The organism is Enterococcus sp. AZ109 (assembly GCF_051714625.1).
In the GTDB taxonomy this organism is placed as follows: domain Bacteria; phylum Bacillota; class Bacilli; order Lactobacillales; family Enterococcaceae; genus Enterococcus_A.
Genome location: NZ_JBIOSF010000002.1, coordinates 183,465 through 201,101, shown reverse-complemented (window position 1 = coordinate 201,101; position 17,637 = coordinate 183,465). Strand labels below are relative to the sequence as shown.

General features: G+C 38.6%; 17 protein-coding genes. 12 read left to right on the top strand and 5 right to left on the bottom strand.

Translation table 11 applies throughout. From position 1 onward, the window contains the following. The first annotated feature begins 8 nt into the window (after window positions 1-8). Both allB and IGI42_RS17555 read left to right on the top strand, forming a co-directional pair. Window positions 9-1,373, top strand: a complete 1,365-nt coding sequence (gene allB / locus IGI42_RS17560; protein WP_438717273.1) for an allantoinase AllB — start codon at window positions 9-11, stop codon at window positions 1,371-1,373. Window positions 1,374-1,441: 68 nt separating this feature from the next. Further along, the gene (locus IGI42_RS17555; protein ID WP_438717272.1) at window positions 1,442-2,698 is read left to right on the top strand and encodes an MFS transporter; all 1,257 of its coding nucleotides are present in this window, start codon (window positions 1,442-1,444) and stop codon (window positions 2,696-2,698) included. A 140-nt stretch (window positions 2,699-2,838) separates the two neighbouring features. Here the strand turns inward: IGI42_RS17555 and IGI42_RS17550 are convergent, their stop codons facing one another. Next, window positions 2,839-4,455: a PucR family transcriptional regulator gene (locus IGI42_RS17550; protein WP_438717271.1), complete on the bottom strand. Its 1,617-nt coding sequence runs from the start codon at window positions 4,453-4,455 to the stop codon at window positions 2,839-2,841. Between the two features lie 42 nt (window positions 4,456-4,497). Beyond that, complete coding sequence (locus IGI42_RS17545; RefSeq protein WP_438717270.1) at window positions 4,498-5,256, bottom strand: IclR family transcriptional regulator; 759 nt, start codon at window positions 5,254-5,256, stop codon at window positions 4,498-4,500. Window positions 5,257-5,844: 588 nt separating this feature from the next. On the opposite strand from IGI42_RS17545, the gene IGI42_RS17540 reads away from it, so the two are divergent. The 5 genes from IGI42_RS17540 (at window position 5,845) to IGI42_RS17520 (ending at window position 11,926) form a co-directional block, all read left to right on the top strand. After that, the gene (locus IGI42_RS17540) at window positions 5,845-6,474 is read left to right on the top strand and encodes a TetR/AcrR family transcriptional regulator (protein ID WP_438717269.1); all 630 of its coding nucleotides are present in this window, start codon (window positions 5,845-5,847) and stop codon (window positions 6,472-6,474) included. A 102-nt stretch (window positions 6,475-6,576) separates the two neighbouring features. Beyond that, window positions 6,577-7,281: an ABC transporter ATP-binding protein gene (locus IGI42_RS17535; RefSeq protein WP_438717268.1), complete on the top strand. Its 705-nt coding sequence runs from the start codon at window positions 6,577-6,579 to the stop codon at window positions 7,279-7,281. Window position 7,282: 1 nt separating this feature from the next. Continuing rightward, window positions 7,283-7,987 carry a hypothetical protein gene (locus tag IGI42_RS17530; protein ID WP_438717267.1) on the top strand — a complete coding sequence of 235 codons (705 nt, stop codon included), beginning with the start codon at window positions 7,283-7,285 and terminating at the stop codon, window positions 7,985-7,987. A 1-nt stretch (window position 7,988) separates the two neighbouring features. After that, a complete protein-coding gene (locus tag IGI42_RS17525; protein WP_438717266.1) occupies window positions 7,989-9,236 on the top strand; it encodes an MFS transporter in 1,248 nt (415 codons plus the stop codon). Window positions 9,237-9,538: 302 nt separating this feature from the next. Continuing rightward, window positions 9,539-11,926: a Xaa-Pro dipeptidyl-peptidase gene (locus tag IGI42_RS17520; RefSeq protein WP_438717265.1), complete on the top strand. Its 2,388-nt coding sequence runs from the start codon at window positions 9,539-9,541 to the stop codon at window positions 11,924-11,926. A 155-nt stretch (window positions 11,927-12,081) separates the two neighbouring features. On the opposite strand, the gene IGI42_RS17515 is transcribed toward IGI42_RS17520, so the two are convergent. Beyond that, the gene (locus IGI42_RS17515) at window positions 12,082-12,354 is read right to left on the bottom strand and encodes a hypothetical protein (protein WP_438717264.1); all 273 of its coding nucleotides are present in this window, start codon (window positions 12,352-12,354) and stop codon (window positions 12,082-12,084) included. Between the two features lie 32 nt (window positions 12,355-12,386). Further along, entirely contained in the window at window positions 12,387-12,545 is a 159-nt protein-coding gene (locus tag IGI42_RS17510) for a hypothetical protein (RefSeq protein ID WP_438717263.1), read from the bottom strand. 217 nt (window positions 12,546-12,762) lie between these two features. On the opposite strand from IGI42_RS17510, the gene IGI42_RS17505 reads away from it, so the two are divergent. Further along, window positions 12,763-13,320 (top strand): hypothetical protein, encoded by a 558-nt coding sequence (locus IGI42_RS17505; protein WP_438717262.1) that lies wholly within the window; start codon window positions 12,763-12,765, stop codon window positions 13,318-13,320. A 140-nt stretch (window positions 13,321-13,460) separates the two neighbouring features. Here the strand turns inward: IGI42_RS17505 and IGI42_RS17500 are convergent, their stop codons facing one another. Next, window positions 13,461-13,790, bottom strand: a complete 330-nt coding sequence (locus IGI42_RS17500) for a hypothetical protein (protein WP_438717261.1) — start codon at window positions 13,788-13,790, stop codon at window positions 13,461-13,463. Window positions 13,791-14,000: 210 nt separating this feature from the next. Here IGI42_RS17500 and IGI42_RS17495 point away from each other — a divergent pair, with 210 nt between their 5' ends. Genes IGI42_RS17495 through IGI42_RS17480 form a run of 4 tightly spaced genes read left to right on the top strand, consistent with a single transcriptional unit; the run spans window position 14,001 to window position 17,622 of the window. Then, a complete protein-coding gene (locus IGI42_RS17495) occupies window positions 14,001-14,483 on the top strand; it encodes a hypothetical protein (RefSeq protein ID WP_438717260.1) in 483 nt (160 codons plus the stop codon). Window positions 14,484-14,487: 4 nt separating this feature from the next. Continuing rightward, window positions 14,488-15,705 carry an efflux RND transporter periplasmic adaptor subunit gene (locus tag IGI42_RS17490; RefSeq protein WP_438717259.1) on the top strand — a complete coding sequence of 406 codons (1,218 nt, stop codon included), beginning with the start codon at window positions 14,488-14,490 and terminating at the stop codon, window positions 15,703-15,705. Between the two features lies 1 nt (window position 15,706). Further along, window positions 15,707-16,411 carry an ABC transporter ATP-binding protein gene (locus IGI42_RS17485; protein ID WP_438717258.1) on the top strand — a complete coding sequence of 235 codons (705 nt, stop codon included), beginning with the start codon at window positions 15,707-15,709 and terminating at the stop codon, window positions 16,409-16,411. After that, window positions 16,408-17,622, top strand: a complete 1,215-nt coding sequence (locus tag IGI42_RS17480; protein WP_438717257.1) for an ABC transporter permease — start codon at window positions 16,408-16,410, stop codon at window positions 17,620-17,622. The genes IGI42_RS17485 and IGI42_RS17480 overlap by 4 nt, the downstream gene beginning before the upstream one ends. Window positions 17,623-17,637 lie beyond the last annotated feature (15 nt).

The following is a 17,637-nucleotide window of genomic DNA, read 5'->3' as shown; positions in this document are numbered from 1 at the left end:
AAAAAAGTATGAATCACGATTTAGTAATTAAAAATGGGCTAGTTATTCTTGAAAGTGGAGAAGTTCAAACAGATGTTGCCGTGAAAGATGGAATAATTTCAGCTATTGGAGCAGATTTAACTGGTGACAAAGTTATTGATGCTGAAGGCTTAGTAGTAAGCCCAGGGATGGTTGATGCCCATGTTCATATCACGGATCCAGGTGGGGGCTACCGTGATGAATGGGAAGGCTACGTAACTGGAACCGCTTCTTGTGCAAAAGGCGGCGTTACCTCATTTATGGAAATGCCTTTAAATCAAGTGCCCGCTACGACTGACAAAGAAAGTCTAGCAATCAAATACGAAGCTGGTGAAAATAAATTACGCTCGGATGTAGCATCATTTGGGGGACTAACTCCGCAAAACTTGGAAGGCGGCATTCAAGAGTTAAATGATGGTGGAGTAGCTGCTTACAAATGTTTCATGGCAACTTGTGGCGACCGTACCATCGATGGCGACTTCATGAATGTAGATGACTACTCTTTATATGAAGGAATGAAACAAATTGCTAAAACGGGCAAGGTCTTAGCAATCCATGCAGAAAATGCAGCAATCACAGATAAATTAGGAGATCTTGCTTACAAAAATGGCGAAACTACTTTGAAGGCGTATGTTGAAAGTCGTCCAGTCTTCACCGAAGTAGAACCGATTCGTCGCGCCATTTTATTCGCTAAAGAAACCGGCTGCCGGATTCATATTTGTCACGTTGCTTGTCCTGAAGGTGTAGATGAAGTAACCAAAGCTCGTGCTGAAGGTGTGGATGTAACCTGTGAGACTTGTACCCATTATTTATACTTCCATACTGATGAACTAGATTCGATTGGACCTGTTGTGAAATGTTCACCACCAATCCGTGACTTGGAAAATCGTGCAGCAATGTGGGATAAACTACTAGCTGGTGAAATTTCTTTTGTTACTTCTGACCACTCACCTTGTACTCCAGACTTAAAAGATAAAGAGAATGCTTTTGAAGCTTGGGGTGGAATTTCCGGCGTACAGAATAACGTAGATGTAATGTATGACGAAGGGGTACAAAAACGTGGGATGTCCTTGAAACAATTTGCAGATATTATTGCAACCAATCCTGCTGATCGTTACGACTTAGATACTAAAGGCCGCATCAGTGTTGGTAAAGATGCTGACTTTGTATTAATCAAACCAGAAGCACCTTACACATTGAAAGCAGAAGACTTGGAATACCGCAACAAAATCAGTCCATACATTGGCCGTGAAATCGGTGCTCAAGTTGTTGAAACAATTTTGCGTGGACAAACAATCTATAGTCAAAATGAAGGGGTAACTGCTGAGTTCCCTGGACAGTTCATCAAAAAATAATTTGTGAATGATTGTTGGCAGATTGCTGCCAACAATCCTATTTCTTGTTAGAGGGAGGACGTAGTAAAATGGAAATCAATGAAAACAAGCGAGCTCCCTATTGGAAGCAGATCATTTTCATTTTAACAGCTGGCTGGATTGTTATTTGGATTTATCGAACGGTTTTAACTCCGATTTACCCAATTATTAGTGATTACTTTGGTGGAGCGACAGATGCTCAACTAGGAAATATCTCTAGTTTTTATTTCTTAGGGTATGTAAGTATGCAAATTCCATCAGGATTGTTGGTGGATCGATTTGGTAAAAAGAAAATCATGATTCCTGGCTTTTTGCTTTTTGGGATCGGGACTTTATTTGTGGCAAGTGCCAGCAGTTTAAGTTTAGTTTTTATCGGAAGTGTATTAGCAGGACTTGGCTGTGGAACTTATTATGGAGTGGCGTACTCATTAACAACTGAGTATGTTCCAGCGGAAAAGAAAAGCTTGGCTACTGCGATTGTTAATAGTGGTACAGCTGTCGGGAGCGGATTAGGATTAGTTTCTTCAAGTTTCTTAGTAGGAGAAGGTGTCTTACCTTGGCAATATTTACTTTTGGCTACTGTTGTTCTGATTGTAGTAATGGTAACTGTCTTTGCGAAATTCATTCGACCAGAACGTAAAGAAGTGAAAAAAGCAACAACACAAGAAACAACTAAAGAAAAAAGTGGTAGTTCTATTAAGGATTTGTTTAAGTTACCCATGATTGCAGCATACGTCCTATATTTTTCGACGTTGTATACTTATTATTTAATCGATACATGGCTACCGAACTTCTTAGAAACCGAACGAGGCTTTCAAGGTACTGCTATTGGATTGGCGTCTTCCCTAGTATTCTTTACTGCTATTCCTGGCGCTTTGTTTTTTAGCCGGATTGCTGACAAGATTCCTAACAAGAAAACCACGATTATTATTATTTTAGAAATTTTAGCAGCGGGTATGCTGTTTTTCACTATTACTACTTCAAATCAAATGCTATTGGTTTTTGGAATTATGGCTTATGGCTTCTTTGGCAAGTTAGCTGTGGAGCCGATTATTATTTCTTGGCTGGGACAATTTGCGCCGAAGAAAAGTATAGCGACTACCTATGGTGTGTTTAACTTCTTTGGGATGTCGGCATCAGTTATCGTACCGTCTGTTACTGGATTCATTTCGGACGCTACTGGAACAAAAGTCTACGCATTTTACTTGGCAATTGGTATCATTTTGGCAGGAACTTTAGTGTTTTATCTAATTAATAAGTTCAGTCAAGCTAAAGCAGCCAATGCAGTAGTAAATAATTCTAATTAAAACTCCAATCAATGTAAAAATCCGACTGCCATTTTTCTGGTAGTCGGATTTTTTTATCATACAAGAAGTTCAAAATATACATAAAATTTCTTGAAATCTTGCTCAATAACAAAAAGATAAACAAATTTTCCAAGTCTTCCTTAATGAGATTCAGGTTCAGATAAAAACAGTGCGACTCGCAGCTGCAAAGAAAATTCTGGGTCATCAATGGGTATATTGAAGAGTTCTTCGCATTTTTTGATGCGATATTTGACGGTATTGCGATGGATAAACAAAGCGTCCGCTGTTTTCGTGATCTCACACTGATTGTCTAGATAGGTCATAATTGTGTAGCGCAGGTCAATATCCAGCTGACTTTCAGGGTAGGCCAGATTTTTTAAAATAGAAATACAGAAATAACGCAAATCTTCATCGGAAACATTTTCGGTAATACGTTTGATTCCTTGTATTTTGTTGTAGTAAACAAATTTATTGGAATCTGCTGCTTCATCGAGCGCATTTTTGCTTTCTCTGTAGGAGAAATGCAATAAATCAATGTTGTTGACAGGATCACCAATGCCAAAACGAGTAAAAACACCAAAAAAGGCAGCAAGGTAATCGTGAACTTCTTCTAAAATAGGTAGAATATCTTCTTTTTGTTGAAGGATAAATACCCATTGATTCAACTGCTCAGTCGGAAACAACATCATGCTTTTATACTTCTTTTCCACATTATCAAATAAGTAGTCATAAATTAAGGTATCAATTTCTTTTGAATAGTATTGCTTGTTGGTAGGAACAGCAACATGAATATATACGACACGGTAATAATTCGAGTTAAGCATTGGAAAATGTTTTTTGTATTCCAGCCATTCAGCATCTTCGGTTAGGGTTAAGTGATTCAACAAATAAGTTAATAGGCTCCGACGCTCGGCTCGTTTCTCATTTTTTAAGGTTTGTTCTTTATACAAAGTTAAGGTCAAAACAGTTAATGATTGCTGTATAGCAAATTGTGAGAAGGGATACGGCAGCTTTTCGGCTTCGAAAATAACCAGCATAAAGGGGAAATAGCGGTCAGATTCGATAGGATAGACACTAATCAAAATTTTTTCTTTCTCAGATAATTCGAATAAGAAACTTTCCTTTGCTTTCCGTCGTTGGCAACCTTGAATTTTCTTTAACAGACTATTGGTTTTCGTTTTTGAATTCAATAGATTATAATTGGAGAATTGCAAGCTGGAGCAGGCAATTTGACCCAAAGAATCCACTAATAAAATCGACTGTTTAATCATGGAACTTAGTTGTTTGATCAAGGTATCTAACGAAGCTCCGTGAATCATCAAATTTACAAACTTCTGCTGAATTTCCAAGGAGAAAAAGATTTGTTCAGTTTGATCATTCCAAATGTAGCTAAGTAATTTATGGGAAATATCCCCTAAAGTCATGTTCATAGGAATCTGAACAATCGGAAAAGAAAATTCGTTGGCAGTATCTATGACTCTCTGATCTATTTCAGGTAAAAAGCGTCCTAGCTTAATAGCCATTCCAGCAGAAGACACTCGTGCTAAGGAGCGTACAAACTCGCAAAGACCATCAACATCATCCTGAAAAGCCATGGCAGTTGTAACTAACAAGGCATTATTAGGAATATAATAGCTGACATCTGGTGTTTCGGATATTTCAACGGTATCTAAAGGTCGTTCTAAATCAGCTCCTTCGTTGATGACCTTTAATTCAGAAAAACGCTGTATTTCTAAAATCTCTTTTAATGTGGTCAAAATTTCCCCTCCTAATTTCATCGGCAGTTTTCTAGAATTTTTTTACACAGGTATTTTCTGAGCAATTGATGTTAACGTATGGATTGCCTGTTGTATTTTCTCTTCAGTTGCTCGAATAGTTGGCATCGAAACGCTCAAGGTACAGACGATTTTTCCTTGAGTATCGTAGACTGGCAGTGCAACGCATTTAACGCCTATTTCACACTCTTCATTATCCATAGAATAACCATTTACCTGAATTTCTCTGATTTTGTCTTTGATAGCTTCTTTGCTGGTTAATGTTTGAGTTGTTAACGGTAATAGAGGGGTTTTATTAAGATAATCGTCCAATTCAGTGGTGGTCATCACTGATAAATATAATTTGCCAGCACCTGTACAATACAACGGAGCACGTTTGCCAATTTTTTGTGTGACATTTAATAGGTTATCTAAACTGTCTATTGATTCAATGTAAACCAATTCTTGATTGTCACAAATTGAGAGGCAAGTAGCTTCAGCTAGTATGCTTGATACTTCTTGCATGAAGGGACGAATCAATTCTACCATCTCACGATAGATATCCATGTTATTGGCCAATAGCTGAAATTTTAAGGAAAGAGAATAGGCACTGTTCTTTGGATTCTGCTGAATATAGCCCATTGTTTGCAAGGTATAAATTAGTCTAAGGGCAGTAGCTTTGGGTAATTGAGTCTGCTTTGAAATGTCATTTAAGGCCATTTCCTCACCAGTGATAGCCATGATCTCAATAATGTTAAACGCCTTCTGCAATGAGTGATTGATTTTTATATGCTTTTCTTCCATATCATTTAGCTCCTTGGGTTCATTTATTCATTAATAGTAAAACGAGTAATAAAAAATACCGCTTTCATTATTCTTTTGGTAGGATTATGATAACATACAACAAAGTGAAACTCAATATCACTTAGTGAAACTTAGAGAGGAAGAAGAAGTGGTTGCTCAGATTAAATAAAAAGAAGAAATCACGGACACTTTTGGAATTTCAGGAGCGGTCTTGAGCTCAGAGCTAGACCCTAAATAGTTAAGCGACCTCATAATATTTTAGATCGCATGGGAGGAATAGGTACAATTTATCTTTGATTCTGTAAAGAGGGTGAAATCACTGAAGGGGTTTTGAATATTTTCCTTCTGAGTGAAAAGTATACTAAGAAGAACACGGTAAATGAAGGTTTTGTCTTTATAGGAGGTATCAGACTGGATCTAGTGGAGCTATTTGAACATGGTTAAACTGGTTTTTAATCGGCTTTTTGCTGTCTAAGTGGACTTGAAAAGAAAATTTTTTTAGGGAAAAGGAAAGTAGTTGTTGACAACCTCTTACATACCGAGGTATGATGAATTTAGATACTGTTGGTATGTAAGAGGTGAAAAGCGATGGGAAGAGGACGAAATCCTGAACAAACGCGACAGAAAATTTTAGAAGTGGCTGAGAAACTCTTTTTGGAGAAAGGTTACGATGATACGACGATTCAGGATATTATTGATGGCTTAGGTGGAATGACGAAAGGTGTCATTTACCATCATTTCAAATCCAAGTTTAATATTTTAGAAACCTTAATGTCCGAAGTAGGGGATACAACGACGTTCGTCGATTGGCAGGGAAATACAGGAATGGAGAAGCTGCAAAACTCGATGAAGCGGGCCTTTACCTCCTATAAAAGACAAAGTATTGGCTATTCAGCTGCCATTACCTTGCGAAGTCCGCGGATTATCGGTGAAAACTATCTGCAATTATTTAGCGAAAGTGTTCCGCAAATCAAAGCAGTCGTTGAAGAAGGAGTTAAGGATGGATCGATCCAAACGGACTTTCCAGAAGAAATTGCTGAACTAATGCTGCTGACTATGAATCTATGGATCGGTTTTCAAACTAGTGAGCTTTCCGAAGTTGCTTTAAGGAGAAAAATGCTATTTGTAAAGCAGTTATTTGACGGTATTGGTGTGCCGGTAATTAGTGATGAACTGCTGGAAGAGAGCTACAAATTATTTGCTGTATTAAAAAAATAGCCTGCTAGTCAGCTATTTTTTTAGATAAATACATACCGTGGGTAGGTATATTTTTTTAATTGAATACATACCGATAGTATGCAAAATGGAAGGAAGTTATGTATGGAAAAAGCAATTACGATTACGCGTTTAGAAAAGAATTACGGGAAAAAAGAGGTGCTTAGGGGAATTGACCTAACCGTTGATCAGGGAGAAATTTTTGTTTTATTGGGAAAAAATGGTGCCGGGAAGTCCACCTTGTTTAAGATACTAACAGGATTAGCTAAGGAAACCGGGGGAGATTTTCGATTTTTCGGTAATGAGTATGATCTGCAAACGGATAGTAAAAAAATTGGTTTTAATATCAATGATCCAGTCTTCCACGAAAATTTAAGCGGACGAAAAAATTTAGAAATTCATTGTGCGTACATGCAAGTTTCAGACGCTAAAGTTGATTACTGGCTAAACTTGCTGGGATTAAAAAGTGATGATAACCCAGTCAAAAGTTATTCAACTGGGATGCGGCAGCGTTTGGCACTGGCTCGCTGTTTGGTTCATGACCCAGCGATTTTGATCATTGACGAGCCCTTGAATGGTCTTGATCCAAGAGGGATTCGTGAGTTTCGTCAGCTGATCGAGGAAATTGCTGAGATGAACAAAACAATTATTATGTCCAGCCATATCTTGGCGGAGGTAGAAGCTATAGCTACACGAATCGCAGTCATATCGGATGGCGAAATTGTTCTGAATCAAACCAAGCAACAGCTAGTGAATGAGCGAGGCAGTAGCTTTGAAGACTATTTAATTGATAAAATGGAGGGTATTTAAAATGAACCTAGTACAAATTGAACGTCAAAAGAAACCATTGAAACCTTATCTGATCACCGCAGCGGTCATTCCTATTGTCAGTTTATTACTGGTCTACTTGATGGCAATCATCAGTGGACTAGAACTCTCTGAACCTATTCCAAAGGCAGTAGATACTAGTTCTTATTTCTTTTTTGCCCAAATATCCTTCATCGGCAATGTAGCTGGTTTTGTATGCTTAGGTGCAACAATGTTGGTTAAATATGTAATGGAAGCTTATTCCGATCACAACATTTATTTAACCCTTGGATACCCAGTTTCACGAACGAAAGTTTTTGCCAGCAAATTACTCTTATGCTTATCAGTAATCGGTATTGGTGTTTTTGTTAGTATTTTCGCTACAAATACCCTATTTTTCATTTCTGAGTCCTTTTACCAGCTGGTTGACGATCAGCTAACCTTTCAAAACGTACTCGGGCAACTCCCATTGATGTTTACCGCAGTCATCTTAGTAATTGCTATCTGCCTAATTGCCTTATTCATCGGCTGGTTAAAAAATTCGATTCCATTGGTGATCATTTCCGCTATCTTGTTGTACAGTATTCCTAGTAATTTATTTTCAAGTGGTAACACATTGATAATGGTTGCTTTGTCGATAACTTTGTTTATTATTAGTTTGGTAGTTGTACACGTCTTGAAAAACAAAATCCTGCGAATGGAGGCGTAATATGATAAAAGAGAAAAATTTCTTCTTATTGGTGGGGAGTCAACTCTTCTCAGTGTTGGGGACAACAATTATCCAATTTGTGACTTCTCTTTATGTCTTGGATATTACTCGCTCCGCTTTGTTGTTCAGTATCATTACCTCTTTATCAATTATTGGTCGAATTGTTTGTTTGCCTTTTTGTGGTATTCTGGCAGACCGTTTTTCGAAAAAACGTTTAATGATTATTATGGATAGTTTGTATCTGATGCTGGCTGTAGGATTGTTATTAGCAACTCAGCTAGAGAAGGTGTTGCTTTTGTTGGGGATTTTGACAGTGTTAATGGGTATGGTCTCAGCCTTTGAAACACCAGTTGTTCAATCAGCAATTCCTTTGATTTGCAGTCAGCAGGATATCCCGCAAGCCAACGGCATAATCAGTTCGATTGGCATGCTGGGAAATATTGTTGGTCCCGTAGCTGCGGGGATGATTTATCGTTTTGATGCCGTGTACCAGATTTTCGCTCTTTGTGGCGGATTATTTTTATTCGCAATTTTCTGCGAGTGTTTATTGAAGGTTCCCTATCTTGCAAGAGCAACGGAGAATCAAACAGCCAAAGAAATTGTGATAGGAGATTTAAAAGAAGTAACGCTGTATCTGAAAAAGGAGCAGACAATTGTCAAAATTGGATTGGTAGCTTTTTTACTGAATCTGTTTATTTCTTCTTTTATTCAAGTAATGATTCCTTTTATTGCACGGATTCAAATGGGCGTTAGCGAAGGTCAGTTTGGTCTAATGAATGCTTGCTTTGCTGGCGGAAGCTTGCTAGGAACGCTATTGTATAGTTTGCTGGCTAAAAAACTCACCCACGACAGTATTTTTAAAGGCTTGATGCTGGCCAGTTTAATGTTCTGCGGTTTGGTTTTTCCTTTAGGTCTCATGCAGAACGGAAACGTGGCTTTTTGGCTGATGGTGGGATTAGTGACGATTCTTTTAGCAACAGTGACGATCGTATCAGTCCAATTGATCGTCTATATTCAAATGCGAGCCAAACAAACCTTGTTAGGTCGAGTGATGTCCTTTATTATGATTATCTCTACTCTAGCGGTGCCATTAGGACAGATGATTTATGGTTTATTAGGAGAGGTACTTTCCCAAAAGGCGATTCTGCTGCTAATCCTAGTGTTGACAGCGATCACACTTAGTATCTCTTGGTATTCTAGAAGTGTGTTTAAAGAAATGACAGCAACTCTTCCGCAAACAGAAAATTAATAAATAATTTGTGAGGTTGTGATTGAAGTGTTCAGCTCAGAGAAATAATCCGCAAATAGCTTCTCTTATTTTATTCGGATTATTTCCGAAAAGGCTTCTTCAGTTACTCTGATTATACGGCTTTTTAGTGGCTGTGACGGTTTATGTCACAGCCACTTTTAGTCGACTAATTTAATTTTATTAGTACCAAAAATTAGAATCTCCCTCACAACCGGCAACCGTTTTCATTGAACTCTAACCGACAGATTTTGAGAGGTTTGTTATAATTAACCTATCTGGAAAAATATAAAGGAGCAGTGACAATGAAATTAAATCAATTTGGTTTGCAGCAGGTATCATTAGAAACAGCTAAAAAAGAATTAACAACGATCGGCTTTTTAAACACAACATCTTCAGAGAATGCGACAGGTCTATATTTTGAATTATTGCAAAAAAGTTTTGTCTTAGTCCAAGATGAAGGTGGCTTTATAGCAAAAATCGGGAACTATTTAGCGACAGGGGCCAGCGATTTAGCTAGTTTTTATCACAATAAAGAAGTCATTACGCGGGAAGTTTTCTACACGGTAGCTTTGCAGTTGCTAGAATTTGAAGTGGGGATTGATTTTAAACCAGAGACGTTGGAAGCAGACTTGAAAAAAATCAATTTGCCTCAGGTGTCTGGAGATTTCAGTCAATCTGACACGATAATTGAAGCGTGGTACTTATTGTTGAACAGTCACACCAAAAATGGCTTGGCTCTGATTGATAAGTTAGCGAATTTAGGGTTTTATCGTAACAAGCAGCTAGAAAAACCTTTCTTCTTCAATGGTAAAGCACAAGCCGTTTTTGAAACAGAAAAAATTGTACGGGAAGTTGTTTATGTTGAGGCCCCTTTGGATACTGACAACGATGGCAAGCGTGATTTGTTGAAGCTGGAAATTTTGCGTCCGGGTGAAACTGAACGTGGCTTGCAGGTGCCGACTTTATTTACCGCTAGTCCTTACAGCCAAGGAGTTAATGGCCCAGCGGGTGAAGCATTGACCTATGATGTGAATGTACCATTGGAAAGAAAAGAGCCTACGGAAACGAAGTATGAAGATATCCAATATCGCCCAGTGGAAAATAAGTTGCCTGCGGAACGTGAAGTAGCCGGTTCAGCAACACATGCCACAGAAACTTTTGTGAAGGAGAACAATCATACCCTGAATGATTTCTTCTTAGCTCGTGGATTCGCAGTAGTCTATGGGGCGGGAATCGGAACCAAAGATTCAGATGGCATTCAAACTTGCGGTTCGGTAGAACAAACGACTGCAATGGTGGCTTATATTGAATGGTTGGCAGGAAATCGTCGTGCCTTCACTAATCGCAAGGACAACATTGAAATCAAAGCTTGGTGGAGCAATGGCAAAGTAGCGATGACTGGTAAATCTTATCTAGGGACGCTGGCAACTGCTTGTGCAACCCGTGGGGTGGAAGGCTTAGAAACGATTATTTCCGAAGCAGCTATTTCTAATTGGTACCAATATTATCGGGACAATGGTTTGGTGATCGCACCTGGCGGATTTCCTGGCGAAGATGCCGATGTGCTAGCGATTGAGACCTTCAGCAAAATGCAAAATGCTGGTGATTATCTTCATAGCAAGGCGTTTTTTGAAGATTACCTGACACAAATGGCCCAATGGCAAGATCGTAAAACTGGGAATTACAATACTTTCTGGGATGAGCGGAACTACTTGCCATTTATCAAAGATATTAAGTGTGATGTAGTAATGGTTCATGGCTTGAACGATTGGAATGTGAAACCACGGCAGGTAGCAGATCTTTGGGATGCGTTGAAAGATGTACCGATAGCTAAAAAATTAATCTTACATCAAGGACAGCATATCTATATTAACAACGTGCCATCGATTGATTTTCATGACATGATGAATTTATGGCTGAGTCACAAATTGTATAATGTAGATAACAATGCGAAAGAAATATTACCAGACATTGTCTATCAAGTAAATACCGATGCGGAAACATGGGAAACTGCCGAAGACTGGAAAGGTAGCGAAACGACTACCTTGTACTTTGGTGAAAAAGAATTAATAAGTGAACCGCAATCTGGTATGTTTAGCTTCAAGGATCAGTTACCAGAAGAACAGTTTAAACAGTACACGAAAAATATTGATCAATGGGAAAAAGAGCTAAAAGAAGCTGGACCAATGGATGGGCATCGCTATCTAGCAAAATCAGCGGTCTTAACTGAAGACATCTTCCTAAATGGTCGTCCAAAAGTCACAATTAAAGTAGCTTCTAGCCAAGATTTGGGTATGCTAAGTGTTGAATTGATTGACTTTGGCGATGCCAAACGCTTGAAGCCAGTGCCGGATGTATTAATGCCAAAAGGTTTGCAGCTTGGTTATAATTGGCGAGAAGATAATGTGGTGGAGTTAAAACTAGGAGCAAAAACACCTCACAAACTGATTTCGCGCGGACATATCAATCTGCAAAATCGTGAAAACCCTTGGAAGGTAAGTGACCTCAAAGCGGGTGAATTTGTAGAGATAGAACTCGAATTGCATCCAACCATGTATCATTTGCCAAAAGGTCGTCAAATCGGTCTGGCTGTATATGGGACTGATTTTGAGAAAACAGTTCGTGGTAATCAGGATATTGAATATACGTTAGATTTAGCTGAATCACAGTTAGATTTACCAATTGGATAATATTATAGCCTCCAGATTAGATTTCTGGAGGCTTTTTAGCGAAAAAAAACCAGCCAAACAAGTTGGCTGGAACTGAAATATGGGGTATAGGGATGTGTTACAAATAAATCATACCACCGACCGCCATTTGTGACAAAAAATATGCACTTTTCATTTTATATTTCTGGATCTAGAAAAACGAGTGGACGAAAAACAATTTCTTTAGATAACTGAATACTTAATTCTAACAATTGATGGGGAAGCGTAATTACTTGAGCTTTATCTTCTGTTAACAGCAGAGTCAGTTGTTCCAGACTTCCATAAGAACTTTCAGTAGTCACATTTACATACCCCTTTTGGTTCGTGGTCACAATCATATTTTCTGGGGTTTGCAAAGTCCAGCCATGAGGTAAGTCATAGGCGATCAATTTTTGAGCTTGTTCATGCATACAAAACACTCCTTTTTTCTAATATACCACATTTAAAAAAGAGTCGTCAGCACTTGGTACAGCTGATGTGCGATGGCATAAATCATTAGATCGTAGAAAATGTCTTTGGAAAAAGGGGCAATTTTCTGTTTTAGAGTAGTATAGGCAGTTACGAGCATAATAATCATCCTTTCGCTTGTTGATAAGTTCATCTTACTCGCTTCTAATGAACTTGCCATAAAGGAACTAAGAAAAATTACTAAAGTTAGTTGTAAGAGGCTGTAAAATATTCTAAGCATCGATAAGATTTATTTAAATAGGTAGTAAATTCCACTCTCTCGGGGATATGAATAAGTTGATAGTTGAATAAGTATCGGTTATTTGATACAATAAAATAAAAATATCGCAAAAGAAATAGGTGAAAAATAAATGAAATTTAGACCTAGTGAAATAGAACATCCAATAAAAATGTATATTCGCAGAGATCTAGGCATTACAGTGGAGCAATTTGGTAAAGTTGCCGGTATTCCGCAATCGACTCTAGCTACATGGATTAAACGAGAACGGCGAGTTGAAAAGCTGCCAATTGATTTTTACAGCTCGTTGGCTACAGTTAGTGAAAAGAAAATTGAGGAAGTCTATCGCGATCTGCTGCAATGGCAGCAAAATTACGATCGTTACAAACAAGAGCGTCTTCAACTGTTACAAGATGAAAAACCGTTATTTGCCTTGGCCGCCGAAGAAGGAGCAAATATATATCGACTATATCGGGGACGTAAAGAAGAGACTCGCTTGTTAGAACCAGTAAAAAAATTACGTAAAGCGATTGATGCTTTAGATGGTGAAAGCTTTATTCAAGTGATGATCGAAATTTATGGGAATGTCGCTCAACCAATGCCTACTTGGCTGGCACAAACGTTTAGCAACAAAGCTCAAATCAAAGAAGTTGGTCAAGCATTTTACAATGAGATCTTAATTAAAGGGTGACTATTTCAAGTTCTGTTGGAAACTAGTTTGCTTTTTCAACAGGAGATAATACAAACGATAACTACTAGGACAGGAAAAAGACTAGCTAATCCCAAAATTCAGGGAGAGGCTAGTCTTTTCCTTCTATTATAATAGCTATTTTATAGTTCTTCTCTAATCGTTCCAGCTAGCTTAGACAACTCATCGGTTGCTCTGCTGGTATGTCTAGCTATGTCTGCAACGCGCAAGAAACTATTCTTGTACATTGCGACTTCACGCAATTTTTTATATTTTTCTTCGACTTCATTGTAAGTTACCGGTTTTCTGTCCGTTTGCTCAACTGTTTCAGAACCGTTCACATAGTGTAAGCCTAAAAAAGATAACGCATCATTAACTCCGTCTAAGAATGCTTCATATTCTTCTTGCCGGATTTTTCCGTCGGCTAATCGTTTCTTTTGTTTTTCAATAAAAAGTTCCACCACTGTTTCCATTTTATTACCCCCGATCGTTTGAAGAAAGCACAAACGCTTTTCCTGTTTATTGTACTATGAAATAGACATTTTGTGTCATCAAAACGAAAAAAGAAATACAAAATCGGATAAAAATTTAAATCATTACAACAAATGTGCAAAATTCTTAGAATCCTTGATATATTCCCTTTCTTTTATGGTAAAATGATTAAAATGCAAAGGAGTGAAAAAATGGAAAACGTTGAAAAACACCTCAGAAAAGCGAAAACCTGGAATATGGTCTTGCTAGTGTTAGGCTTGATTTCTACAGCTATGAATTTATTTAGTTTACCTGAATCACTAAATCCAACAAAAGCAACTTATGATGCGTTAGGGGATTATGGTGGACGTATGTATGAGTATCTTACAAGTCCTTTAGCTAAAGGTCTTAATATTATTAACTTAATTATCGGAATTGCCTTAGTTGTTTGCTTCTTTTTGGTTAACAAAAAACTAAAAGAGGGCAAGATTCCTACCAAAGTTCCTTATTTCGCTAAGATTGCATGGACAGTAATTTTCTTAATCCTAGGCTTCATCTTTACACCTAAAGGGGAATATATGGGTGTGGACATGTCCCGTTTTACGCAAATTTCATCAATTATAGGAAGTGTTCTTATCTCAATCCCATCGATCATAGTTATTTTCCATCTTTTCAAAGCAGAACCAGAGGAGTAAAAATATGAAAAAGAAAATGTCGAAAAAGCAAAAAATTCGTTTAAGTATTATTGCTGGTGTTTTGGCTGTAGTCTTACTAATTGGTACTTATGTCTTTTCACAAAGTCGTGCTACGAATACGGAGGCTACCAGTAATTATCAAACATCTACCTTGAAAAAGGCAGAGCCGCTTACCTTTAATGGGACTGTGACAGCATCGGATACTCAAGACTATAATTTGGACGCAACTCTTGGAAAAATCACGCAAGTTCACGTTACTGATGGACAGCAAGTTGAAGCAGGAACAGTTTTGTTAAGTTATGAAAGCGCAGAGTATCAAGCTCAAGTAGATGAGCAAAACAACAGCATGAGCAAGTTGAACTTAGCTCTTTCTAGTGCACAAGAAAATCTTGCATCGGCACAAGCGAAGCAAGCAAGAGCGAATCAACAACTGAATGATGCAGTTACCAACTACAATAATACTAATGAAAACAGTAGTGAAGAAGCTGCCATGCAAAAAGAACAATACAAAGGTGAAATCACTCAATACGAGAGTGCATTAGAAGCAGCAAACGATGCTGTTTTACAGGCGCAGCAAATGGTGGAATCTGCTCAGGTAGACTTACAGGCTGGAAATCAGTCAATCGCCAATACCCAAGCCAAAGCAACCAGCACCGTTACTAGTACAACTAGTGGGATTGCGCACGTTGATGAAAAAGGAAAAACTGACCCATCAGTACCAGTTATTCAAGTCGTTAGCTCAGATGTGACGATTGAAGGGAAAGCTTCTGAATACGATTATCAACGTTTGCAAAAAGACCAACGAGTAACAGTAAAACCAGTAACTTCGGATGAAGAAATCGAAGGCACTATTACTGAAGTAGATCAACTTCCAGAAGCAGCTGCAGCAGCTGGTAACGCCGCTCAAGGCGCTAGTACAACTTCAGTGAATGTAGCCAATTATGCTTTTACAGTAAAACCGGATAAACCGATCCAATATGGTTACAATGTACAAATAACTTTACCATTAGATGAAATTCGTTTACCGGGTAATAGTGTAATCGAAGAAGACGGCAAACAGTTTGTCTTTGCTGTTAAAGATGGCAAAGCCCAAAAAACTGAGGTTCAAACGGAAGATCGTAGCGGTGTCTTAGTCGTTACTAGTGGCCTGAAAGAAAAGGATGAGGTTGTTACAAATCCTGATGATGAGCTAAAGGATGGTCAGGAATTGGCGGTGAATTAGGATGATTGAGTTAAAGAATATTAACAAATATTATCGTTCAGAAGAAGAGACACTGCACGTTTTGAAGGACATTAACTTGTTTGCCGATGTTGGCGAAATGATTGCGGTTATGGGACCATCGGGTTCAGGTAAATCAACCTTAATTAACACATTAGGGTTTATTGATACGAAATTTGAAGGGGAGTATTTGTTTGAAGGGGAAAACTTAGTAACTTCTTCAGATGATCGCTTGTCAAAAGTCCGAAATCATACGGTTGGCTTCGTCTTTCAAAATTTCAGCTTGATTGAAAACAATACGGTTTACGAAAACGTAGAATTACCTTTATTGTATAGTGGTTTAGGTTTTCATCAAACCAAAGAACGGGTAATGAACGCTTTAGAAAAAGTTGGCTTAGCTGACAAAGCGGAAAAGCATCCTAAGCAACTGTCTGGTGGGCAGCAGCAGCGGGTGGCAATTGCCCGGGCGCTGATTAATCAGCCGAAATTCTTGATCGCTGATGAACCGACAGGAGCTTTGGATACCCATACTTCGCAAGAAATTATGGAGCTTTTCCAGGAGCTGAACCGTAAAGAAGGCGCAACTATTTTCTTAGTTACCCATGATCCGGAAGTTGTTCCTTATTGCACTCGCTTAGTATCGATCCGTGATGGGGAAATTATTGAGGACAAACAGCTTGTCGAGAATAGGGTGGTGACTAGCGAATGAAGTTATATGTAAATTGGCGTTCATCATTAGGCTCCATTTTCAAAAATAAAAAACGCAGCTTTTTAACCATGTTCGGGATCATCATTGGGATTGCGGCGGTTATTGCCATCCTTTCGATTGGTAATGCCTACGAACGTCAAATGATCAGTGCGTTGTCGGCTGGGGATTCTGACCGCTTGGAAGTGAATTTGCAATTTAGACCAGATGACTGGAACTTGTACAACTCCAACTTGGATTTGATTCCTCGAACAGACTTTGCGGCATTGGAAGAAATTCCGGGAGTTGAATCGATTGAGTATCCTACGACGGATTATACCTCGGATATGTCTTATTTCTATCAAACTCTTTCAGTACGAGGCAAAACTAAAGACTACACTCTGGGAATTAAAGATGCTGAAGGAACTGAGGCAGTTGTTGGTCGCGCATTAACAGCTTATGATAGTGAAACATTGGAAAAAGTTGTTACGATCGACGAAGGTTTGGCTGAAGAACTTTATGGCAGCAGTGAAGAAGCACTGGGGCGGGGCCTAACCATGAGTGACAACGGCGTAATGACGATTGTTGGAATTTTTCCTAGAGTACAAGGAGAAACCATGTTTTCGATGGGAGATCCAGCAATTGAAATCCCGCTGGAAACTTACAAGCAAGTTTTTGGCGAGGCAGAAGACACCAGCTCAATTACCTTAGTTTTAGCTTCAGGAGCACAGATGAACAAGGTGGCTGATGAAGCGATTAAAACGTTGGAAGACGAAGGTATGATGCGAGAATTAGGAACGTATTCAGTTTCTGATATGGCTATGATGACGGATGAAATTAGTAACATGATGAGTACCATCACGGTCTTCATTAGTTCGGTTGCCGGTATTTCACTATTTATCGCCGGAGTCGGAGTAATGAACATGATGTACATTTCCGTTTCAGAACGAACCAAAGAAATTGGGATTCGGCGAGCATTAGGAGCAACTCGGGGAGCAATTCGTACCCAGTTCTTACTAGAAGGGATGACCTTGACTTTAGTCGGAGGAATCATCGGCTATATTGTCGGTATGATTCTTGCGTATGCTCTTGGTTCGACCATGGATCTAGAGGTCTCTATTGATTTGTTTACCGTTATTTTAGCAGTGGGTGTCTCAAGCGGTATCGGTCTAGTCTTCTCAGTGATGCCAGCTTCAGAAGCAGCCAGAAAAGATTTAATCGATATTTTACGTTAGTGGAAGTAATGCTTT